The organism is Streptomyces luomodiensis (assembly GCF_031679605.1).
Taxonomy (GTDB): Bacteria; Actinomycetota; Actinomycetes; order Streptomycetales; family Streptomycetaceae; genus Streptomyces; species Streptomyces luomodiensis.
On record NZ_CP117522.1, the window covers coordinates 7,991,855 to 8,014,082 of the forward strand.

21 protein-coding genes are annotated in these 22,228 nt (G+C 71.3%); 20 read left to right on the top strand and 1 reads right to left on the bottom strand.

The genetic code is table 11. The features are described from left to right. Window positions 1-59: 59 nt before the first annotated feature. The 9 genes from mltG to nusB all read left to right on the top strand — a co-directional run bounded on the left by mltG (window position 60) and on the right by nusB (window position 9,501). On the top strand, window positions 60-1,892 hold the full coding sequence (gene mltG / locus PS467_RS33850) for an endolytic transglycosylase MltG (protein WP_311038396.1): 1,833 nt from the start codon (window positions 60-62) through the stop codon (window positions 1,890-1,892). Window positions 1,893-1,898: 6 nt separating this feature from the next. After that, window positions 1,899-2,726, top strand: coding sequence for a shikimate dehydrogenase (locus PS467_RS33855; protein WP_311038397.1), 828 nt, complete (start codon window positions 1,899-1,901; stop codon window positions 2,724-2,726). Between the two features lie 194 nt (window positions 2,727-2,920). Further along, on the top strand, window positions 2,921-4,105 hold the full coding sequence (gene aroC / locus PS467_RS33860) for a chorismate synthase (protein WP_311038398.1): 1,185 nt from the start codon (window positions 2,921-2,923) through the stop codon (window positions 4,103-4,105). A 341-nt stretch (window positions 4,106-4,446) separates the two neighbouring features. Beyond that, on the top strand, window positions 4,447-4,929 hold the full coding sequence (locus PS467_RS33865; RefSeq protein WP_311040040.1) for a shikimate kinase: 483 nt from the start codon (window positions 4,447-4,449) through the stop codon (window positions 4,927-4,929). Continuing rightward, window positions 4,926-6,020: a 3-dehydroquinate synthase gene (aroB, locus tag PS467_RS33870; RefSeq protein ID WP_311038399.1), complete on the top strand. Its 1,095-nt coding sequence runs from the start codon at window positions 4,926-4,928 to the stop codon at window positions 6,018-6,020. Before PS467_RS33865 ends, aroB begins: the two co-directional genes overlap by 4 nt. A gap of 304 nt (window positions 6,021-6,324) precedes the next feature. Continuing rightward, window positions 6,325-7,206 (top strand): Pro-rich N-terminal domain-containing protein, encoded by an 882-nt coding sequence (locus PS467_RS33875; protein WP_311038400.1) that lies wholly within the window; start codon window positions 6,325-6,327, stop codon window positions 7,204-7,206. A 60-nt stretch (window positions 7,207-7,266) separates the two neighbouring features. Then, entirely contained in the window at window positions 7,267-8,382 is a 1,116-nt protein-coding gene (locus PS467_RS33880; RefSeq protein WP_311038401.1) for a M24 family metallopeptidase, read from the top strand. Window positions 8,383-8,488: 106 nt separating this feature from the next. Next, window positions 8,489-9,055, top strand: a complete 567-nt coding sequence (gene efp / locus PS467_RS33885; protein ID WP_037951647.1) for an elongation factor P — start codon at window positions 8,489-8,491, stop codon at window positions 9,053-9,055. A 2-nt stretch (window positions 9,056-9,057) separates the two neighbouring features. After that, the gene (gene nusB / locus PS467_RS33890) at window positions 9,058-9,501 is read left to right on the top strand and encodes a transcription antitermination factor NusB (protein WP_268975494.1); all 444 of its coding nucleotides are present in this window, start codon (window positions 9,058-9,060) and stop codon (window positions 9,499-9,501) included. A 176-nt stretch (window positions 9,502-9,677) separates the two neighbouring features. On the opposite strand, the gene bldD is transcribed toward nusB, so the two are convergent. After that, window positions 9,678-10,178, bottom strand: coding sequence for a transcriptional regulator BldD (gene bldD, locus PS467_RS33895; RefSeq protein WP_014056259.1), 501 nt, complete (start codon window positions 10,176-10,178; stop codon window positions 9,678-9,680). A gap of 222 nt (window positions 10,179-10,400) precedes the next feature. Here bldD and pyrR point away from each other — a divergent pair, with 222 nt between their 5' ends. The 11 genes from pyrR to rpoZ all read left to right on the top strand — a co-directional run bounded on the left by pyrR (window position 10,401) and on the right by rpoZ (window position 22,114). Then, a complete protein-coding gene (pyrR, locus tag PS467_RS33900; RefSeq protein WP_311038402.1) occupies window positions 10,401-10,982 on the top strand; it encodes a bifunctional pyr operon transcriptional regulator/uracil phosphoribosyltransferase PyrR in 582 nt (193 codons plus the stop codon). Window positions 10,983-11,122: 140 nt separating this feature from the next. Then, window positions 11,123-12,100 carry an aspartate carbamoyltransferase catalytic subunit gene (locus tag PS467_RS33905; protein WP_311038403.1) on the top strand — a complete coding sequence of 326 codons (978 nt, stop codon included), beginning with the start codon at window positions 11,123-11,125 and terminating at the stop codon, window positions 12,098-12,100. Between the two features lie 2 nt (window positions 12,101-12,102). After that, window positions 12,103-13,398, top strand: coding sequence for a dihydroorotase (locus PS467_RS33910; RefSeq protein ID WP_311038404.1), 1,296 nt, complete (start codon window positions 12,103-12,105; stop codon window positions 13,396-13,398). Continuing rightward, window positions 13,395-14,111: a PH-like domain-containing protein gene (locus tag PS467_RS33915; RefSeq protein ID WP_311038405.1), complete on the top strand. Its 717-nt coding sequence runs from the start codon at window positions 13,395-13,397 to the stop codon at window positions 14,109-14,111. Before PS467_RS33910 ends, PS467_RS33915 begins: the two co-directional genes overlap by 4 nt. Then, window positions 14,108-15,247, top strand: a complete 1,140-nt coding sequence (gene carA / locus PS467_RS33920) for a glutamine-hydrolyzing carbamoyl-phosphate synthase small subunit (RefSeq protein ID WP_311038406.1) — start codon at window positions 14,108-14,110, stop codon at window positions 15,245-15,247. The genes PS467_RS33915 and carA overlap by 4 nt, the downstream gene beginning before the upstream one ends. After that, entirely contained in the window at window positions 15,240-18,551 is a 3,312-nt protein-coding gene (carB, locus tag PS467_RS33925; RefSeq protein WP_311038407.1) for a carbamoyl-phosphate synthase large subunit, read from the top strand. Before carA ends, carB begins: the two co-directional genes overlap by 8 nt. Before the next feature lie 87 nt (window positions 18,552-18,638). Further along, entirely contained in the window at window positions 18,639-19,739 is a 1,101-nt protein-coding gene (locus PS467_RS33930; RefSeq protein WP_311038408.1) for a quinone-dependent dihydroorotate dehydrogenase, read from the top strand. 66 nt (window positions 19,740-19,805) lie between these two features. Beyond that, window positions 19,806-20,663, top strand: coding sequence for an orotidine-5'-phosphate decarboxylase (gene pyrF / locus PS467_RS33935; protein ID WP_311038409.1), 858 nt, complete (start codon window positions 19,806-19,808; stop codon window positions 20,661-20,663). Window positions 20,664-20,866: 203 nt separating this feature from the next. Beyond that, window positions 20,867-21,190 (top strand): integration host factor, encoded by a 324-nt coding sequence (locus PS467_RS33940; RefSeq protein ID WP_009713618.1) that lies wholly within the window; start codon window positions 20,867-20,869, stop codon window positions 21,188-21,190. Between the two features lie 38 nt (window positions 21,191-21,228). Next, entirely contained in the window at window positions 21,229-21,795 is a 567-nt protein-coding gene (gmk, locus tag PS467_RS33945; RefSeq protein WP_268975506.1) for a guanylate kinase, read from the top strand. 58 nt (window positions 21,796-21,853) lie between these two features. Further along, complete coding sequence (gene rpoZ / locus PS467_RS33950; RefSeq protein WP_432280772.1) at window positions 21,854-22,114, top strand: DNA-directed RNA polymerase subunit omega; 261 nt, start codon at window positions 21,854-21,856, stop codon at window positions 22,112-22,114. Window positions 22,115-22,228: the final 114 nt, after the last annotated feature.

The following is a 22,228-nucleotide window of genomic DNA, read 5'->3' on the forward strand; positions in this document are numbered from 1 at the left end:
CGCCGTCGCCCGTGCCACGAGCACACCGAACGGTGGCCACCGCCGTCGCTAGGGGATCGATGACTGAGTACGGCCGGGGACCCGGCTCCCAACCGTGGCATCCCGAGGATCCGCTGTACGGGGACCAGGAGTGGACCGCACACCAGACCGTGGCCGGTCAGGACGCCTACACCCAGGGCCCGCACGCCCAGGACCCCTACGCGCAGAACGCCTACGCGCACGATCCGTACGGCCAGGGCTCCCACGGCCAGGGCGCGTACGCACAGGATCCGTACGGCCAGGACTCCTACGGCCAGGACCCCTACGGGCACCAGCAGTATCCGCACGGATATCCGCAGGACGCCCACCAGCACCAGCAGCCCCACTGGGACGGCCAGGAGGCCGGCTATCCGCACCAGCGGCACCAGCAGGAGTACCCCGGCCAGGAGGCTGCCTACCCGGCCCAGGACGGCTCGTACGGGGGCATGGACCCGCACGATCCCTACGGCGATCCTTACGGCGGCGGCCAGGGCGCCTCGTACCCCGTCCAGGACGGTTACGCCCAGGACGGCTACCAGGGGCAACAGCAGTCGCCGCAGCCCCCTCATGGGTCCCAGGGCGGCCATGAGGTACAGGGGACGCAGCAGATGCCCGTGGTGCCCGCGGAGCACCAGGTGCCGCGCCAGCGTCAGGCCCCCGAGGAGCCGGCCACCGAAGAGGGTGAGGAGGAGCAGCACCCGTTCTTCCTCGACGGCGGCGGCCGGGACCTGGACGACACGGCGGACGACGACGGCGAAGAGGACGAGCGCCCCGGCCGGAAGGCCAAGGGCAGACAGCCCAAGAAGCGCCGTAGCGGCGTGGCCTGCCTCTTCGTGACCGTCGTCCTGGTGGGCGCGGTCGGCGGAGGCGGCTACTTCGCCTACGACTTCTGGCAGAGCCGCTACGGCCCCGCGCCCGACTACGCCGGCGAGGGCACCGGCCGGATCGAGGTGGAGATCCCCTCCGGTTCCGGCAATGCCGAGATCGGCTCGATCCTCGCCGACAAGGGAGTGGTCAAGAGCAGCGGCGCCTTCGTCGAGGCCGTGGAGGACAGCGGCAAGTTCGTCCAGCCGGGCACGTACAGCCTCCGCAAGCAGATGTCCGGCGCGGCGGCGGTCAAGCTGATGCTCGACCCCACCAGCAGCAACGCCCTGATCGTCACCGAGGGCATGCGCGACGCCGCCGTCTACGCGGCGATCGACAAGAAGACCGGCGTCAAGGCGGGGACCACCGCGGACGTCGCCCAGAAGGAGGCCAAGAACCTCGGGCTGCCCTCCTGGGCCGATGACAGCAGCAAGATCAAGGATCCGCTGGAAGGGTTCCTGTTCCCGTCCCGTTACAGCGTGGGCAAGGGCGCCAAGCCCGCGGACGTGCTGCGGAAGATGGTCGCCGAGGCCAACCGCAACTACGCCCAGCTGGACCTGGAGGGCAAGGCGAAGGACCTGGGCCTGGACGGCCCGTTCCAGCTGATCACCGTGGCCAGCCTGGTCCAGGCGGAGGGCGTCACCCACGACGACTTCCGCAAGATGGCCGAGGTCGTCTACAACCGGCTCAAGCCCACGAACCCCGAGACCTGGGGCAGGCTGGAATTCGACTCCACGTACAACTACATCAAGAACCAGAGCAAGCTGGATATCCCGATCAGTGAGATCAAGGGATACGACAACCCGTACAACACCTATTTCTACAAGGGGCTTCCGCCCGGTCCGATCGGAAATCCCGGCCACGACGCGCTGCGGGCTGCGATGAATCCGACATCCGACGGGTGGTACTACTTCGTCGCGGTCAGCGGAAAGAGCTACTTTTCGAAGACCTACGCGGAACATCAGAAGTGGGTCGACAAGTTCAATAGGCAGCGCACGAACAATGGTTGAGGAAAGATGTCGGAAAACCGCAGGGCAGCGGTGCTCGGCTCGCCGATCGCCCACTCCCTGTCACCGGTGCTCCACCGCGCCGCGTACCGCGAACTGGGCCTGAGCGGCTGGACGTACGACCGCTTCGAGGTGGACGAGACCGGGCTGCCCGACTTCTTCAAGCGGCTCGGCGAGGACGACGGACCGGCCTGGGCCGGGCTGTCGCTGACCATGCCGCTCAAGCGCGCCGTCATCCCGCTGCTGGACGAGATCAGCGACACGGCGGCGTCGGTGGAGGCCGTCAACACGGTCGTCTTCACCGACGACGGCCGCAGGCTCGGTGACAACACCGACATCCCGGGCATGCTGGCGGCGCTGCGGGAGCGCGGCGTCGGGCGCGTACCGCGCGCCGCCGTGCTGGGCGCCGGCGCCACGGCCTCCTCGGCGCTGGCCGCGCTCTCCCGGATCTGCGACGGTGAGGTCACCGCGTACGTCCGCAGCGAGGCCCGCGCCGCCGAGATGCGGCAGTGGGGCGAGCGGCTGGGCATCGCGGTGCGCACGGCGGACTGGGGCGACGCGGCCGAGGCGCTCGGCGCGCCGCTGGTGATCGCCACCACCCCCGCGGGCACCGCCGACGCGCTCGCCACGGCCGTACCGGACCGCCCCGGCGCGCTCTTCGACGTCCTCTACGACCCCTGGCCGACGCCGCTGGCCGCCGCCTGGTCGGCGCGCGGCGGCTCGGTGCTCGGCGGCCTGGACCTCCTGGTGCACCAGGCGGTGCTCCAGGTCGAGCAGATGACCGGCCGCGCCCCCGCGCCCCTGGCCGCGATGCGCGAGGCGCTGGCGGCCCGCTGAACCCTCGCACGGGCCCCTCGGCGGCCCCTGCCCGGTCCTCGCCTGACGGCCTCGGAAACGGTCCGAAACGGTCCACCCCATGGACGGCGAAACCGGGGAGTCCCTCGGTCGTGGGAGGATCGGAAGTGCGGACCGGAGTCGCGCGGACCGGGCCGCGCCGCAGGACGTCGAGGCACGCGCATGAGGGAGCACCGTTGAGCAGGTTGCGCTGGCTGACCGCGGGGGAGTCGCACGGCCCCGCACTCGTGGCGACGCTGGAGGGACTGCCCGCCGGGGTGCCGATCACCACCGACATGGTGGCGGACGCCCTGGCACGACGGCGGCTCGGCTATGGCCGCGGTGCCCGGATGAAGTTCGAGCGCGACGAGGTCACCTTCATCGGCGGCGTACGGCACGGGCTGACCCTCGGCTCCCCGGTCGCGATCATGGTTGGCAACACCGAGTGGCCGAAGTGGGAGCAGGTCATGGCCGCCGACCCGGTGGACCCCGAGGTCCTCGACGGGCTGGCCCGTAACGCCCCGCTGACCCGCCCCCGCCCCGGCCACGCCGACCTCGCGGGGATGCAGAAGTACGGCTTCGACGAGGCCCGGCCGATCCTGGAGCGCGCCAGCGCCCGGGAGACCGCCGCCCGCGTGGCGCTGGGCACCGTCGCCCGCTCCTACCTCAAGGAGACGGCCGGAATCGAGATCGTCTCGCATGTCGTGGAGCTGGCCGCCGCGAAGGCGCCGTACGGCGTCCACCCCAAGCCCTCCGACGTCGAGAAGCTCGACGCCGACCCGGTGCGCTGTCTGGACGCCGACGCGAGCAAGGCGATGGTGGCCGAGATCGACCAGGCCCACAAGGACGGCGACACGCTCGGCGGCGTCGTCGAGGTGCTCGCGTACGGCGTGCCGGTGGGCCTCGGCTCCCATGTGCACTGGGACCGCCGGCTCGACGCGCGGCTGGCCGGTGCGCTGATGGGCATCCAGGCCATCAAGGGCGTCGAGGTCGGCGACGGCTTCGACCTCGCGCGGGTGCCCGGCTCCCAGGCCCATGACGAGATCGTCTCCACGGACGAGGGCATCCGGCGCTCCTCGGGCCGCTCCGGCGGCACCGAGGGCGGGCTGAGCACCGGCGAACTGCTGCGCGTCCGGGCCGCGATGAAGCCGATCGCGACCGTGCCGCGGGCGCTGGCCACGGTCGATGTGGCCACCGGCGAGGCCACCAAGGCCCACCACCAGCGCTCCGACGTCTGCGCCGTCCCGGCGGCCGGGATCGTCGCCGAGGCGATGGTCGCGCTGGTCCTGGCCGACGCGGTCGCGGAGAAGTTCGGCGGCGACTCGGTCACCGAGACGCGCCGCAACGTCGAGAGCTTCCTCGACAACCTGGCGATCCGGTGAGCGACGCACGCGAGGCCGCCGGGCGGCAGACGAATGACGACGCGCGCCTTCGCCGAGCGGGCGGAGAAGCGAACGATACGGCGGGGCTGAGCGACGCACGCGAGGCCGCCGGGCGGCAGACGGATGACGACGCGCGCCTTCGCCGAGCGGGCGGCGGTGACATGAGCCGCTGCCGCGGCGGGGCGAACGATACGGCGGGGCTGAGCGACGCACGCGAGGCCGCCGGGCGGCAGACGGACGAGGACGCGCGCCTTCGCCGACCGGGCGGAGACGGGGCGAACGACAAGACGGGGCCGAGCGGGTCGGCCGGTGTGCGGCCCGCCGTGGTGCTGGTCGGGCCGATGGGCGTCGGCAAGACCACCGTCGGGCAGGTACTCGCGGAGCGGCTCGGCACCACCTTCCGCGATACCGACCTCGACATCGTCCGGACGGCGGGCAGGGAGATCGCGGAGATCTTCATCGACGAGGGCGAGCCGCACTTCCGTGAGCTGGAGCGGCAGGCCGTACGGGCCGCCCTCGCCGAGCACCCGGGCGTACTGGCCCTGGGCGGTGGCGCGATCCTCGACGAGGGCACCCGGGCGCTGCTCGCCGGGCTCCCCGTCGTCTTCCTGGAGATGGGGGTCCACGAGGCGGTCAAGCGCACCGGACTGGACTCCCCGCGCCCGCTGCTCGCGGTCAATCCGCGTCAGCGCTGGCGCGAGCTGATGGAGCAGCGCCGCCCGCTGTACACCGAGGTCGCCCAAGCCGTGGTCTCGACCGAGGACCGTACCCCCGAGGACGTCGCCGACGCCGTCCTGGACGCACTGGAGCTGAAGAACGCATGAGCACCGACACCCCCACGCGCATCCAGGTCGGAGGCACCGCGGGCACCGCGCCGTACGAGGTGCTGATCGGCCGGCAGCTGCTCGGCGAGCTTCCCGGGCTGATCGGCACCGCAGCCAAGCGCGTCGCCGTCCTGCACCCCGAGGCGCTGGCCGAGACCGGTGAGGCCATCCGCCAGGACCTCGCCGAGCAGGGGTACGACGCCATCGCGATCCAGCTGCCCAACGCGGAGGAGGCCAAGACCGCCGAGGTGGCCGCGTACTGCTGGAAGGCGCTCGGCCAGACCGGCTTCACCCGCACCGACGTGATCGTCGGCGTCGGCGGCGGCGCGACCACCGACCTCGCCGGGTTCGTCGCCGCGACCTGGCTGCGCGGAGTGCGCTGGATCGCCGTCCCCACCACGGTGCTGGGCATGGTCGACGCCGCCGTCGGCGGCAAGACCGGGATCAACACGGCCGAGGGCAAGAACCTCGTCGGCGCCTTCCACCCGCCGGCCGGGGTGCTGTGCGATCTGGCCGCGCTGGACTCGCTGCCGGTCAACGACTACGTCAGCGGGCTCGCCGAGATCATCAAGGCGGGCTTCATCGCCGACCCGGAGATCCTGGAGCTGATCGAGCGGGACCCGGCCGCCGCCCGTACGCCCACCGGTCCGCACACCGCCGAGCTCATCGAGCGCTCCATCCGGGTCAAGGCCGAGGTCGTCTCCAGCGACCTCAAGGAGTCCGGGCTGCGGGAGATCCTCAACTACGGGCATACGCTGGCCCACGCCATCGAGAAGAACGAGCGCTACAACTGGCGCCATGGCGCGGCCGTCTCCGTGGGCATGGTCTTCGCCGCCGAGCTGGGCCGGCTGGCGGGCCGTCTGGACGACGCCACGGCCGACCGGCACCGCGCCGTCCTGGAGGCCGTGGGGCTGCCGCTCACCTACCGTGGCGACCAGTGGCCCAGGCTGCTGGAGACCATGAAGGTCGACAAGAAGTCCCGGGGTGACCTGCTGCGCTTCATCGTCCTCGACGGCCTCGCCAAGCCCACCGTCCTGGAGGGGCCGGACCCGGCGGTGCTGCTCGCCGCGTACGCCGAGATCTCCCGCTGAGCCGGCGCGCACCCGCCGTCTCCTTTCCACCGGCTCCGTCGCCGTCGCGTCACAACTTCATCATCGCCCTCGCGGCCCGCGGCCTCGCCGCGGGCCGAGAACACCCCTCCAACTCCTCACAGTTGCGGTCCTTGAGGGACGAATTGCCTGGCCGGCAAGGGGTGGCGGGCAGGCAAAGGGTTTGTGGGGCGTTCACACAGCGGCGGTGTGGGCAGGTACCGTTCGACAGGAGCGGCCTCACCGCCGTGTCAGCACGCGACAGTTGTCGGACGAGAACTGCCTGTACGAGACGGAGTGCCACCGGATGCAGCATGCAGTGGGGGCTCCGCTGCCACCGCCCCACCAGCCGGGGCCGGTCCCGGGGCCGCGGGGCGCGGGCTGGGCCCAGGGCGCGAGTGCCAGCCATCACCCGGGACCCCATCCGAATCCCCCCGCACCGCCCGCGCCTCCCATGCCCGGACATCCCGCACCGCCCGCGCACCACCCGGTGTCGCCGCCACCGGCCCCGCCCGCGCACCCCGGGGCGCCGCTGGAGACGGTGAACACCACCGGCCATGTCCAGCTGCCGCCCGGCGGCCCGGTGCCGCTGCCGCACCCTTCGCCGGACCCGTCGGTCGCCGACGCCTCACAGGCGGCGGTGGCGGTGCTGCTGATCGGACCGGCCGGGGCGGGCAAGACGACGGTGGCGCGCTACTGGGCCGACCGCCGCCGGGTGCCGACCGCGCACATCAGCCTGGACGATGTGCGGGAGTGGGTCCGGTCCGGTTTCGCCAACCCCCAGTCGGGGTGGAACGAGAACTCCGAGGCGCAGTATCGCCTCGCCCGCCGCACCTGCGGCTTCGCCGCCCGTAACTTCCTGGCCAACGGCATCTCCTGCATCCTCGACGACGCCGTCTTCCCCGACCGTCCGGTCGTCGGCCTCGGCGGCTGGAAGCGCCATGTAGGCCCCGGGCTGCTGCCGGTGGTGGTGCTGCCGGGCCTGGAGATCGTGCTGGAGCGGAACGCGGCCCGCACCGGCAACCGCCGCCTCAGCGACGAGGAGGTGGCGCGGATCCACGGCCGGATGGCGGGGTGGTACGGCTCCGGTCTGCCGATCATCGACAACTCCACCTATGACGTGGAGACCACGGCCCGCATGCTCGACGAGGTGGTCGCCCGCTCCATCGCGAGCCCGCCCAGCTGGTAGGACCCCCGTCCGGCCCCGTTCGACCGGCCGTGCCCGCCGGGCGTGCGTAGGCTCGGGAACATGTCCGAGGTGTACGCGGCCCGACGCGCCCGTCTGCGCGATCAGTGCACCGCGGCCGGGAGCGCGGCGGCGGTGGTGTCCCGGCCCGCCAATGTGCGCTATCTGTGCGGCGAGGTGCCGCCCGGGGCCGTGCTGTTGCTGGGCCCCGTCCAGGACGTGCTGGTGGCCGCCGACGTCCCGTTCCCCTCTCCGCTCCCCTCCTCCCTCCCTCCGCGTCCGGAGGAGCCGCGGCTGCTCGTCCTGCCCGGGGCGGACCGCGATCCGGCGGTGGCCGCCGCCGATCTGGCCGCGGCGGACGGGGCCGACTCGCTGGCCGTGGAGGAGCACGATCTGACCGTCGCCCGCCACCGGGCGCTCGGCGCCGCGGCTCCTCGGGTCCGCCTCGCCGATCTGGGCCGGGCCGTGGAACAGCTGCGGATCGTCAAGGACGACGAGGAGATCGCCTGTATGCGGATCGCCGGGGAGCTCGCCGACCAGGCGCTCGGCGAGCTGCTGGAGTCGATCCTGGTGGGCCGCACCGAGCGGCATCTGGCGCTGGAGCTGGAGCGCCGGCTGGTGGACCACGGCGCGGACGGCCCGGCCTTTCCCACCGTCGTCGCGGCGGGGCCCCATGCGGGGCGCCCCGGCCATCTGCCCACCGACCGGCGGGTCGAGGAGGGCGACTTCCTCACCATCTGTCTCGGTGCCGACTACCGCGGCTACCGCTGCCAGGTGGGCCGTACCTTCGTCATCGGACCCTCGCCCGCGGACTGGCAGGTCGAGCTGTACGACGTCGTCTTCGCCGCCCAGCGGGCCGGGCGGGAGGCGCTGGTGCCGGGCCGGGCGTACCGGGATGTGGACCGGGTGACCCGTCAAGTGCTGGACGCGGCGGGCTACAAAGACGCGCTGGAACCGTGTACCGGACACGGCGTGGGCCTGGAAATCCAGGAGGACCCTCGGCTCACACCCTCTGCCATGGGTAAACTGGACGCTTGTGTGCCGGTCACCGTCGAGCCGGGGGTCCACCTCCCGGGCCGGGGCGGTGTCCGGATCGACGACACGCTCGTCGTCCGCCCCGAGGCGGACGGCGGACCCGAGCTACTCACCATCACGACCAAAGAGCTGCTCGCGCTCTAGGCTTCGGCCGCGGCTTGGCTACGGCCTTACGCTTCGGCTTCGGCCTGCGAACGGCGCGTCGCATCTCTTCGGTCTCCGCCAGCGCAGTCCAGGAGATCCCGCAACCGTGGCATCCACGAACGACCTCAAGAACGGCATGGTGCTCAAGCTCGACGGCGGCCAGCTGTGGTCCGTCGTCGAGTTCCAGCACGTCAAGCCCGGCAAGGGCCCTGCTTTCGTGCGCACCAAGCTCAAGAACGTGCTGTCCGGCAAGGTGGTCGACAAGACCTTCAACGCCGGCGTGAAGGTCGAGACGGCCAATGTCGACAAGCGCGGCATGCAGTTCTCGTACAAGGACGGCGAGAGCTTTGTGTTCATGGACATGGACACCTTCGACCAGATCTACATCACCCCCGAGGTCGTCGGAGACAACGCCCGCTACCTGCTCGAGGGCTTCGAGGCCGTCGTGGCGATGTACGAGGGCAACCCGCTGTACGTCGAGCTGCCCGCCGCCGTCGAGCTGGTGATCGAGTACACCGAGCCGGGTGTCCAGGGCGACCGCTCCACCGGCGGCACCAAGCCCGCCAAGCTGGAGACCGGCTACGAGATCGGCGTGCCGCTGTTCATCACCACCGGTGAGAAGATCAAGGTCGACACCCGCTCCGGTGAGTACCTCGGTCGGGTGAACAACTAACCGTGGCTGCCCGCAACAAGGCCCGTAAGCGTGCCTTCCAGATCCTCTTCGAGGCCGATCAGCGCGGCAGCTCCGTGCAGACGGTGCTCGCGGACTGGATCCGGCACGCCCGGACCGACGACCGGCAGCCGCCGGTCAGCGAATACACGATGCAGCTCGTCGAGGGGTATGCCCAGCACATCGGGCGGATCGACGAGCTGATCGCCACCTATGCGGTGGGCTGGACGCTGGACCGGATGCCGGTCGTCGACCGGAACCTGCTGCGGCTGGGCACCTATGAGCTGGTGTGGGAGGACGCGACCCCGGACGCGGTGGTGATCGACGAGGCGGTGCAGCTCGCCAAGGAGTTCTCCACCGATGACTCGCCGGCCTTCGTCAACGGTCTGCTGGGCCGTATCAAGGAGCTGAAGCCGAGTCTGCGCCGCGATCAGGAGCACCAGGCATAACCCCGCGCCGGACCGCTGGGCCGGAGGCCGGACGCCGCATGAGCCTGTCCTCACCGGCGAAGCGCGACTGAGCATGACAAAGCCGCCGGTGGCGATGGAGACCCAGAAGGGTCCCACCGCCACCGGCGGCACGTTTCTGCTGCTGGAGAAAGCCGATGCAGAGGGGCGAGAACGACTCAGACGTCCTCGTGCTGGACCGCGCGGCGGGCGTCGGCGCCCAGCACGCCCCAGCTGATCAGCTGCTCGGTCAGCACGGACGGCGACTGGTCGTAGATGACGGCGAGGGTGCGCAGATCGTCCTGGCGGATGGAGAGCACCTTGCCGTTGTAGTCACCACGCTGGCTCTGGATCGTCGCGGCGTACCGCTGGAGCGGGCCCGCCTTCTCGACCGGCACATGTGCCAGCCGCTCCAGGTCCAGTACCAGCTTCGGCGGGGGCTCCGCGGCCCCGGCCGGGCTCGTGCCCGGAAGCAGCTCCTGCACCGGGACGCCGTAGAAGTCGGCCAGCTCGGCGAGACGCTGCACGGTCACGGCACGGTCACCGCGCTCGTACGACCCCACCACCACGGCCTTCCAGCGGCCCTGGGACTTCTCCTCGACACCGTGGAGGGAGAGGCCCTGCTGGGTGCGGATGGCGCGGAGCTTGGCCCCGAGCTGTTTGGCGTATTCGCTGGACATAAAGCTCCCCGGACGCTGTATCGACGTGCGGCTTCACCGCGCGGCTGGTCACTCACTGTGAGGTTACGCAGCGTAATTTCCATTCGTCAAGCCGAACGGAGCGGAGGGGCTCCGGCCAGGGGCGTTGACGGGGGCACTCGCTGCCCCTGCTAGTGTGAATGGCGCAAATCCGACCGTCCTTTAAGGTCCGTCCCGTGAGGCGGAGAAGGAGGTCCGTTTCGTATGGACGCACACACCTCGGACGCCGCGCGCTCCGTGCTGGAAGCACCGGATATCGCGCGCGTTCTGACCCGCATCGCCCACGAGATCGTCGAGCGCGCCAAGGGCGCCGATGACGTGGTGCTGCTCGGCATTCCCACCCGTGGTGTCTTTCTCGCCCGGCGGCTGGCCGCCCGGCTCGAAGAGATCACCGGCAGGCCCGGCCGGATTCCGGTCGGCTCGCTGGACATCACGATGTACCGCGACGACCTGAGGCTGCGCCCGGCCCGCGCACTCGCCCGCACCGAGATCCCCGACGACGGCGTCGACGGCCGTCTGGTGGTCCTCGTCGACGATGTGCTCTTCTCCGGCCGCACCATCCGTGCCGCGCTGGACGCCCTCGGTGACATCGGGCGACCGCGCGCGGTCCAGCTGGCGGTCCTCGTCGACCGCGGTCACCGGGAACTGCCGATCCGCGCCGACTACGTCGGCAAGAACCTCCCCACGTCGCTGCGGGAGACGGTCAAGGTCCAGCTCACCGAGGAGGACGGCCGCGACAGCGTGCTCCTCGGGCTGCGCGCGACCACCCCCGCGGACGGGAAGTAGCGCCCCACTCCGACGGCGAGGAGAGCCCCGGCGATCCCGGGGCACCCGCCCGGACGGACCACCGGTGCCCGTAGGACACCGGTCCCCGCGCCTGCCCGCCCGCCTGCCCGCACCTCTTCTGTCACCCACGGAGCAACCGGATGAAGCGCCACCTCATCTCGGCCGCCGACCTCTCGCGCGACGACGCCGTCCTGATCCTGGACACCGCCGAGGAACTGGCCCGGCTCGCCGACCGGCCGATCAAGAAACTGCCCACCCTGCGCGGCCGTACCGTCGTCAACCTCTTCTTCGAGGACTCGACCCGTACCCGCATCTCCTTCGAGGCGGCCGCCAAGCGGCTGTCCGCCGACGTGATCAACTTCTCCGCCAAGGGCTCCTCGGTCTCCAAGGGCGAATCCCTGAAGGACACCGCGCTCACCCTGGAGGCGATGGGCGCCGACGCCGTCGTGATCCGCCACCACGCCTCCGGCGCCCCGCACCGGCTCGCCACCTCCGGCTGGATCAACGGCGCCGTGGTGAACGCGGGCGACGGCACCCATGAGCACCCCACCCAGGCGCTGCTCGACGCCTTCACCATGCGCCGCCACCTGAGCCCGGAGGGCTCCGGCGTCGGACAGGACCTGGCCGGGCGCCGGATCACGATCGTCGGCGACGTGCTGCACAGCCGGGTGGCCCGCTCCAACGTCCATCTGCTGTCCACCCTGGGCGCCGAGGTCACGCTGGTCGCCCCGCCGACGCTGGTCCCCTTCGGCGTGGAGAGCTGGCCCTGCGAGGTCGCCTACGACCTGGACTCGGTGGTCGGCAAGTCCGACGCCGTGATGATGCTGCGCGTCCAGCGCGAGCGCATGAACGCCGCGTTCTTCCCCACCGAGCGGGAGTACGCCCGCCGCTACGGCCTGGACGGCGACCGTATGGCGCGGATGCCGGAACACGCCATCGTGATGCACCCCGGCCCCATGAACCGCGGAATGGAGATCACCGCTGAGGTCGCGGACTCCGACCGCTGCACCGCCGTCGAGCAGGTCGCCAACGGTGTCTCGATCCGCATGGCCGTCCTGTATCTGCTGCTCGGCGGGAACGAGTCCGCCGTCGCCGCCCGCACCGAGGAGAGCAAGTGACCATGAGCGACACGAACAAGACGCTGCTGCGCGGCGCGAAGGTGCTCGGCGGCGAGCCGCGGGACGTCCTGATCGAGGGGGAGCGCATCGCCGCGGTCGGCTCCGGCCTGGACGCCGACGGCGCCACCGTGATCGACGCCACCGGGCAGATCCTGCTGCCGGGCCTGGTCGACCTCCACACCCATCTGCGCGAGCCCGGCCGTGAGGACTCCGAGACGGTCCTGACCGGCACCAAGGCCGCCGCCGTCGGCGGCTTCACCGCGGTCCACGCCATGGCCAACACCTTCCCGGTCGCGGACACCGCGGGCGTCGTCGAGCAGGTCTGGCGGCTGGGCAGGGAATCCGGCTACTGCGACGTCCAGCCCGTCGGCGCGGTGACCGTCGGACTGGCGGGCAAGAAGCTCGCCGAACTGGGTGCGATGCACGACTCCGCCGCCGGGGTGCGGGTCTTCTCCGACGACGGCAAGTGCGTGGACGACGCGGTGATCATGCGCCGGGCGCTGGAGTACGTGAAGGCGTTCGACGGCGTCATCGCCCAGCACGCCCAGGAGCCCCGGCTGACCGAGGGCGCCCAGATGAACGAGGGCGTCGTCTCCGCCGAGCTGGGCCTGGGCGGCTGGCCGGCCGTCGCCGAGGAGTCGATCATCGCCCGCGATGTGCTGCTCGCCGCGCACGTCGGCTCCCGGGTGCACATCTGCCATCTGTCCACCGCGGGCTCGGTCGAGATCGTCCGCTGGGCCAAGTCCAAGGGCTGGCACGTCACCGCCGAGGTCACCCCGCACCATCTGCTGCTCACCGATGAGCTGGTGCGCTCCTACAACCCGGTCTACAAGGTGAACCCGCCGCTGCGTACCGAGGCCGACGTGATGGCGCTGCGCGAGGCCCTCGCCGACGGCACCATCGACTGCGTGGCCACCGACCACGCCCCGCATCCGCACGAGGACAAGGACTGCGAGTGGGGCGCCGCGGCCATGGGCATGGTGGGCCTGGAGACGGCGCTGTCCGTGGTCCAGCACACCATGGTGGACACCGGGCTGCTGGACTGGGCGGGCGTCGCCGACCGGATGTCGGTACGTCCCTCGGCCATCGGCCGCCTGGCCGGCCACGGCCGCCCCGTCGCCGCCGGGGAGCCCGCCAACCTCACCCTGCTCGACTCCGCTTACCGTGGTGTGGTGAACCCCGCGGGCTTCGCCTCCCGCAGCCGCAACACTCCCTACGAGGGCCGCGAACTGCCGGGCCGCGTGACGTACACGTTCCTGCGGGGGCGGGCGACGGTTGTGGACGGGAAGCTGGCGTGACATCTCCGAGTCATCCGGTGGCGGGCCTCGCGCATTTCGCGGGCCTCGCGGCCGAGCAGAAATCGCAGGAAGTGACGGACTGGGCGGCGCGGCTCGGCTGGGTCGTCGGGCTGCTGCTGGTCATCGCGCTCGTCTACTGGCTGATGCGCGAGGGCTGGAAGTGGCGCGGCACCCTCCAGGGCGACCTCCCCGAGCTGCCCGCGGCCCCCGACGAGCCCGGTGAGGCCGTGCTCGCCCACCCGTCGCCCACCACCACCCTCAAAGGAAATGAGCCCCTTACACTCAGCGGCCGCTACCACGGCTCCACCACCGCCGGGCAGTGGCTGGACCGGATCGTCGCCCACGGCCTCGGCACCCGCAGCCGGGCCGAGCTCACCCTCACCGACCGGGGCGTGAGCGTGGTGCGACCGGGCGCCCGGGACTTCTTCATCCCCGCCGCCGAGCTGCGCGGCGCCCGGCTCGACAAGGGCATCGCCGGCAAGGTCCTCGCCGAGGGCGGACTGCTGGTGATCACCTGGCGGCTGGGCGAGAAGCTGATCGACTCGGGCTTCCGCTCCGACCACGCGGCCGAGCACCCGGCCTGGGTCGACGCCCTCACCTCCCTGAGCGCGAGCGACGAGAAGGCCCCGAGCAGCCAGAACGCCCCGGGCGACCAGAACACCCCGGACAACCAGAACAACCCCAGCAACCAGACGGAAGGCGCCGCACGATGACGACCTCCACCCGGGGGGCCAGCGCCCCCGCCGTACTCGTCCTGGAGGACGGCCGCACCTTCCGCGGCCGCGCCTACGGGGCCGTGGGGGAGACCTTCGGCGAGGCCGTGTTCTCCACCGGAATGACCGGCTACCAGGAGACCCTGACCGACCCCTCCTACCACCGCCAGGTCGTCGTGATGACCGCCCCGCACATCGGGAACACCGGCGTCAACGACGAGGACCCGGAGTCCCAGCGGATCTGGGTCTCCGGCTATGTGGTGCGCGACCCGGCCCGCACGCCCTCCAACTGGCGCTCCCGCCGCTCGCTCGACGAGGAGCTGGCCGCCCAGGGCGTCGTCGGCATCAGCGGCATCGACACCCGCGCCCTCACCCGCCATCTGCGGGAGCGCGGCGCCATGCGCGTGGGCATCTTCTCCGGCGAGGCACTCGGCGACGAGGCCGCGCTGCTGGCCAAGGTGCGCGCGGTCCCGCAGATGAAGGGCGCCGACCTGAGCGGCGAGGTGGCCACCGGCGAGGCCTACGTGGTCCCCGCGATCGGCACCAAGAAGTTCACCGTCGCCGCGATCGACCTGGGCATCAAGGGCATGACCCCGCACCGGATGGCCGAGCGCGGCATCGAGGTGCACGTCCTGCCCGCGACCGCGACGGTCGAGGACGTCTACGCGGTCGGCCCGGACGGGGTGTTCTTCTCCAACGGGCCGGGCGACCCGGCCACCGCCGACCACCCCGTCTCCCTGATGCGGGCCGTGCTGGAGCGCTCCACACCGCTGTTCGGCATCTGCTTCGGCAACCAGATCCTCGGCCGGGCGCTCGGCTTCGGCACCTACAAGCTGAAGTACGGGCACCGCGGGATCAACCAGCCGGTGCAGGACCGCACCACCGGAAAGGTGGAGGTCACCGCCCACAACCACGGCTTCGCCGTGGACGCCCCGCTCGACGCGCCGTCCGACACCCCCTACGGCCGCGCCGAGGTCTCCCACGTCTGCCTCAACGACAACGTCGTCGAGGGGCTGCGGCTGCTCGACCGCCCCGCGTTCAGCGTCCAGTACCACCCCGAAGCCGCCGCCGGTCCGCATGACGCCGCGTACCTGTTCGATCGCTTCGTGTCCCTGATGGAGGGCCAGCGTGCCTAAGCGCACCGACATCCAGTCCGTTCTGGTCATCGGCTCCGGCCCGATCGTCATCGGCCAGGCCGCCGAGTTCGACTACTCCGGCACCCAGGCGTGCCGGGTCCTGAAGTCCGAGGGCCTGCGGGTCATCCTGGTCAACTCCAACCCGGCCACGATCATGACCGACCCGGAGATCGCCGACGCCACCTATGTCGAGCCGATCACCCCGGAGTACGTCGAGAAGATCATCGCCAAGGAGCGCCCGGACGCGCTGCTGCCCACCCTCGGCGGCCAGACCGCGCTCAACACCGCGATCTCCCTGCACGAGGCGGGCACCCTCGAGGAGTACGGCGTCGAGCTGATCGGTGCCAACGTCGAGGCGATCCACAAGGGCGAGGACCGCGACCAGTTCAAGGAGGTCGTGGAGGAGGTCCGCAAGAAGATCGGCCACGGCGAGTCCGCCCGCTCGGTCATCTGCCACTCCATGGACGACGTCCTCGCGGGCGTCGAGCAGCTCGGCGGCTACCCCGTCGTGGTCCGCCCCTCCTTCACCATGGGCGGCGCGGGCTCCGGATTCGCCCACGACGAGGACGAGCTGCGCCGCATCGCCGGCCAGGGCCTGGCCCTCTCGCCGACCACCGAGGTGCTCCTGGAGGAGTCCATCCTCGGCTGGAAGGAGTACGAGCTGGAGCTGATGCGCGACCGCAACGACAACGTCGTGGTCGTCTGCTCCATCGAGAACTTCGACCCCATGGGCGTGCATACCGGTGACTCGATCACCGTCGCCCCGGCGATGACGCTCACCGACCGCGAGTACCAGATCCTGCGGGACATCGGCATCGCCGTCATCCGCGAGGTCGGCGTCGACACCGGCGGCTGCAACATCCAGTTCGCGGTCAACCCCGAGGACGGCCGGGTCATCGTCATCGAGATGAACCCGCGCGTCTCCCGCTCCTCGGCGCTCGCCTCCAAGGCCACCGGCTTCCCCATCGCCAAGATCGCCGCGAAGCTGGCCGTCGGCTACACCCTGGACGAGATCCCCAACGACATCACCCAGGAGACCCCGGCGTCCTTCGAGCCCACGCTCGACTACGTCGTGGTCAAGGTGCCCCGCTTCGCCTTCGAGAAGTTCCCGGCCGCCGACCCCCGGCTCACCACCACCATGAAGTCGGTCGGCGAGGCCATGGCCATCGGCCGCAACTTCACCGAGGCGCTCCAGAAGGCGCTGCGCTCGCTGGAGAAGAAGGGCAGCCAGTTCGACTTCAGCGGGGAGCCCGGCGACAAGGCCGAGCTGCTGGCCCAGGCCGTCGTCCCGACCGACGGCCGGATCAACACCGTGATGCGGGCGATCCGCGCCGGGGCCACCCCGCAGGAGGTCTTCGACGCCACCAGGATCGACCCGTGGTTCGTGGACCAGCTCTTCCTGATCAAGGAGATCGCGGACGAGCTCGCCGCCGCCGACAAGCTCCACCCCGAGCTGCTCGCCGAGGCCAAGCGGCACGGCTTCTCCGACGCCCAGATCGCCGGCATCCGCTCGCTGCGCGAGGACGTGGTCCGCGAGGTGCGGCACGCGCTGGGCATCCGGCCCGTCTACAAGACGGTCGACACCTGCGCCGCCGAGTTCGCCGCCAGGACCCCGTACTTCTACTCCGCCTACGACGAGGAGTCCGAGGTCGCCCCGCGCGAGAACCCCGCAGTGATCATCCTCGGCTCGGGCCCCAACCGCATCGGCCAGGGCATCGAGTTCGACTACTCCTGCGTCCACGCCTCCTTCGCGCTGCACGACGCGGGCTACGAGACCGTCATGGTGAACTGCAACCCGGAGACCGTCTCCACCGACTACGACACCTCCGACCGGCTCTACTTCGAGCCGCTCACCCTGGAGGACGTCCTGGAGATCGTCCACGCGGAGACGCAGGCCGGCCCGGTCGCGGGCGTCATCGTCCAGCTCGGCGGCCAGACCCCGCTGGGCCTCGCCCAGGCGCTCAAGGACAACGGAGTGCCGATCGTCGGCACCTCGCCCGAGGCGATCAACCTCGCCGAGGAGCGCGGCGCCTTCGGCCGGGTGCTGACCGAGGCCGGGCTGCCCGCGCCCAAGTACGGCACCGCCTTCTCCTTCGAGCAGGCCAAGGGCATCGCGGCCGAGATCGGCTACCCGGTCATGGTCCGCCCCTCCTACGTCCTCGGCGGCCGCGGCATGGAGATCGTCTACGACGAGCCCTCGCTCGCCGCGTACCTGGAGCGGCACGCCGGGCTGATCTCCGAGCACCCCGTGCTCATCGACCGCTTCCTCGACGACGCCATAGAGATCGACGTGGACGCGCTCTACGACGGCCAGGAGCTCTACCTCGGCGGCGTCATGGAGCACATCGAGGAGGCCGGGATCCACTCCGGCGACTCGGCCTGCGCCCTGCCCCCGATCACCCTCGGCGGTTTCGACATCAAGCGGCTGCGCACCTCGACCGAGGCCATCGCCCGCGGGGTGGGCGTCCGCGGGCTGATCAACATCCAGTTCGCGCTGGCCGGGGACATCCTCTACGTACTGGAGGCGAACCCGCGCGCCTCCCGTACCGTCCCCTTCACCTCCAAGGCCACCGCGGTCCCGCTGGCCAAGGCCGCCGCCCGGATCTCGCTGGGCGCCACCATCGCCGAGCTGCGCGCCGAGGGACTGCTGCCCTCCAGCGGCGACGGCGGCACGCTGCCGCTGGACGCGCCGATCTCCGTCAAGGAGGCCGTGATGCCGTGGAGCCGGTTCCGGGACGCCTCCGGGCACGGGGTGGACACCGTCCTCGGCCCGGAGATGCGCTCGACCGGTGAGGTCATGGGCATCGACTCGGTCTTCGGCGCGGCCTACGCCAAGTCGCAGGCCGGGGCGTACGGCGCGCTGCCGACCAAGGGGCGGGCGTTCGTCTCCGTCGCCAACCGCGACAAGCGCTCGATGATCTTCCCCGCCCGGGAGCTGGTCGGCCTCGGCTTCGAGCTGCTGGCCACCTCGGGCACGGCCGAGGTGCTCAAGCGCAACGGCATCAACGCGACCGTGGTGCGCAAGCACTGCGAGGGCGAGGGCCCGAACGGGGAGAAGACCATCGTCCAGCTCATCCACGACGGCGAGGTCGACCTGATCGTCAACACCCCGTACGGCACCGGCGGCCGCCTCGACGGCTATGACATCCGTACGGCGTCCGTCGCCCGCGGCGTCCCGTGCCTGACCACCGTCCAGGCGCTCGCGGCCGCCGTCCAGGGCATCGAGGCGCTGGGCCGGGGCTCGGTCGGCGTCCGGTCGCTCCAGGAACACGCGGAACATCTGACCGCCGCCCGCGAGGAGTGAGGCGAGGAGGGGGACACCGGCCGGTGTCCCCCTCTTCATGAGCCCGCTCCATGAGCCCACCTCTCGCCCGCGCCCAGAAAGCCCCTCATGTACGCGCTCCTGTTCCACCTGATCTTCCGGCGGATGGACCCGGAGAAGGCACACCACCTGGCCTTCTCCTGGATCCGGCTGGCCGCCCGCATCCCGGTCCTGCGCACCTTCGCCGCCGCCGTCCTCGCCCCCCGCCACACGGCGCTGCGCACCGAGGCGCTGGGCCTGCGGATGCACGGGCCCTTCGGGCTCGCCGCCGGATTCGACAAGAACGCCGCCGGTATCGACGGCATGGCCATGCTGGGCTTCGACCATGTCGAGATCGGCACGGTCACCGCCCAGCCGCAGCCCGGCAACCCCAAGCGGCGGCTCTTCCGGCTGGTCGCCGACCGCGCCCTGATCAACCGGATGGGGTTCAACAACGAGGGCTCGGCGGCGGTCGCGGCCCGGCTCGCGGCCCGGCGCCCGGCCTTCCGTACGACGGTCGGCGTCAACATCGGCAAGACCAAGGTCGTCCCGGAGGCGGAGGCCGTCGCCGACTATGTGACCTCCGCCGAGCGGCTCGCCGTCCACGCCGACTACCTCGTCGTCAACGTCTCCTCGCCCAATACCCCCGGACTGCGGAATCTCCAGGCCGTGGACCAGCTGCGGCCGCTGCTGACCGCGGTCCGCGAGGCCGCCGACCGCACGGTCACCGGCCGCCGGGTGCCCCTTCTGGTCAAAATCGCGCCGGACCTCGCCGACGAGGACGTGGACGCGGTCGCCGATCTCGCGGTCGAGCTCGGCCTGGACGGCATCATCTCCACGAACACCACGATCGCGCGGGACGGCCTCGGCCTCACCTCCCCCGCGCGGCTCACCGCCGAGACCGGCGGCCTGTCCGGCGCCCCCCTGAAGGCGCGCTCCCTTCAGGTGCTGCGCCGCCTGTACGCCCGGGTGGGGGACCGGCTGACCCTGGTCGGGGTGGGCGGGATCGAGACCGCGGACGACGTCTGGGAGCGGATTCTGGCCGGTGCCACGCTGGTGCAGGGCTACAGCGGCTTCATCTACCGGGGCCCGTTCTGGTGCCGTGAGATCCATCACGGCCTGGCGGCCCGGCTGGCCGCGAGCCCGTACGCCACCCTCGCCGAGGCCGTCGGCGCCGAGGCCACCGCGTAAACCCGCCCACCGGCCCTACCCGACAACGCAGCGGTGCGGACGGGTCCGCACCCCGAGGAGACACCGATGACCAGCCCCACCCCGTTCGGCGCCCGCCTGCGCGCCGCCATGGACGACCGCGGCCCCCTGTGCGTCGGCATCGACCCGCACGCCTCCCTCCTCGCCGACTGGGGCCTGGGGGACGATGTGGCCGGTCTGGAGCGGTTCACCCGGACCGTCGTGGACGCCCTCGCCGAGCGGGTCGCCGTCCTCAAGCCGCAGTCGGCCTTCTTCGAGCGGTTCGGCTCACGCGGTATCGCGGTGCTGGAGCGGGCCGTCGCCGACGCGCGCGCCGCCGGGGCGCTGGTGCTGATGGACGCCAAGCGCGGCGACATCGGGTCGACCATGGCCGCGTACGCCTCCGCCTACCTGGACCCCTCCGGTCCGCTGTTCTCGGACGCCGTCACCGTCAGCCCCTACCTGGGCTTCGGCTCGCTGCGCCCGGCGCTGGACGCGGCGCGGGCCGCCGGGGCGGGCGTCTTCGTGCTGGCCCTGACCTCCAACCCGGAGGGCGCCGAGGTGCAGCACGCGGTGCGGCCCGGCGGGACGACCGTCGCCGCCTCGGTGCTGGCCGCGCTCAAGGCCGAGAACGCCGCCGAGGCCGCCGAGGGCCGCCTCGGCTCGTACGGCGCGGTCGTCGGCGCGACGCTGGGCGGGGCGGTCCGGGAGGCGGGCGCCGAGCTGGCGATCGACGGGCCGCTGCTGGCCCCCGGCATCGGCGCCCAGGGCGCGACCCCCGCCGATCTTCCCGCGGTCTTCGGCCCGGCGGTCCGGAACGTCGTTCCAAGCGTCAGCCGGGGGGTGCTCCGGCACGGTCCGGATGCCGCGGCGCTGGTCGAGGCAGCCTCGCGAATGGCCGATGACGTGCGTGCCGTGGCCGAATAACCGGGTTGGTTTGCTCCTAAATGTCCGAGTCGAGCGAGTCTGACCAGGACTTTTCATCTGTTCTCGCTGACTGGAGCGGAATGGGCCGCTAGTCTCCGACGAGAGCGAACGCGCTGCTGCGTTGCGCGTTGCTCCCCAGGTGAGGGGCGACTAGGTTCCTCACGGTCCATATCCGACAGTTCGACATCCGAGGTGACGTAGGCGTGGCTCTTCCGCCCCTTACCCCTGAACAGCGCGCAGCCGCGCTCGAAAAGGCCGCCGCGGCTCGCCGGGAGCGCGCCGAGGTCAAGAATCGACTCAAGCACTCCGGCGCCTCCCTGCACGAGGTCATCAAGCAGGGCCAGGAGAACGATGTCATCGGCAAGATGAAGGTGTCCGCTCTCCTCGAGTCCCTGCCCGGCGTCGGCAAGGTCCGCGCCAAGCAGATCATGGAGCGGCTCGGCATCTCCGAGAGCCGTCGTGTGCGGGGTCTGGGCTCCAACCAGATCGCGTCGCTCGAGCGTGAGTTCGGCGGCGCCGCCGGCTGACGTTTCCAGGCACTCCCGGGAACCTGGATAATCGCTGCATGGCAGCACACTCCGCACGACCGCGACTGACCGTGCTCTCCGGCCCCTCCGGGGTCGGTAAGAGCACGGTCGTCGCCCATATGCGCAAGGAACACCCCGAGGTCTGGCTCTCGGTCTCCGCCACCACCCGCCGGCCGCGTCCGGGTGAGCGGGACGGTGTTCACTACTTCTTCGCGGACGACGGGGAGTTCGACAAGCTCATCGCCAATGGTGAGCTGCTGGAGTGGGCCGAGTTCGCGGGCAACCGCTACGGCACTCCGCGCGAGGCGGTCATGGACCGCCTGGAGGCGGGCGAGCCGGTGCTGCTGGAGATCGATCTGCAGGGCGCCCGGCAGATCCGCGAATCCATGCCGGAGGCGCAGCTGGTCTTCCTCGCGCCGCCGAGCTGGGAGGAGCTGGTGCGCCGGCTCACCGGCCGGGGCACCGAGGCGCCCGAGGTGATCGAGCGGCGCCTGGAGGCCGCCCGGACCGAGCTGGCGGCCGAGTCCGAGTTCGATACCACCTTGGTCAACACCTCCGTCGAGGACGTGGCGAACGAGCTGCTAGCCTTGATGCGAGTGGCTTGATCTTCGATTCACTCTTGCCCTGAGGCGACATAAGGAAGGCTAGAGAGTGTCCTCTCCCATGACCGCGCCCGAGGGGATCATCAACCCTCCGATTGATGAGCTGCTCGAGGCCACCGACTCCAAGTACAGCCTGGTGATCTACGCGGCCAAGCGCGCGCGGCAGATCAACGCGTACTACTCCCAGCTCGGTGAGGGCCTGCTCGAGTACGTCGGTCCCCTCGTGGACACCCACGTCCACGAGAAGCCCCTGTCGATCGCGCTCCGCGAGATCAACGCGGGCCTGCTGACCTCCGAGGCCATCGAGGCCCCGGCTCAGTAAGTTCCAGATCGTTTTCGATCGCCCACCACCGGCCCGGCAGTCCTGCCGGGCTCGTGGTGTGTCATGGGTACGTGCGGCGACCGGCGTACCGTGACGGGGCGTAGACGTACCCGG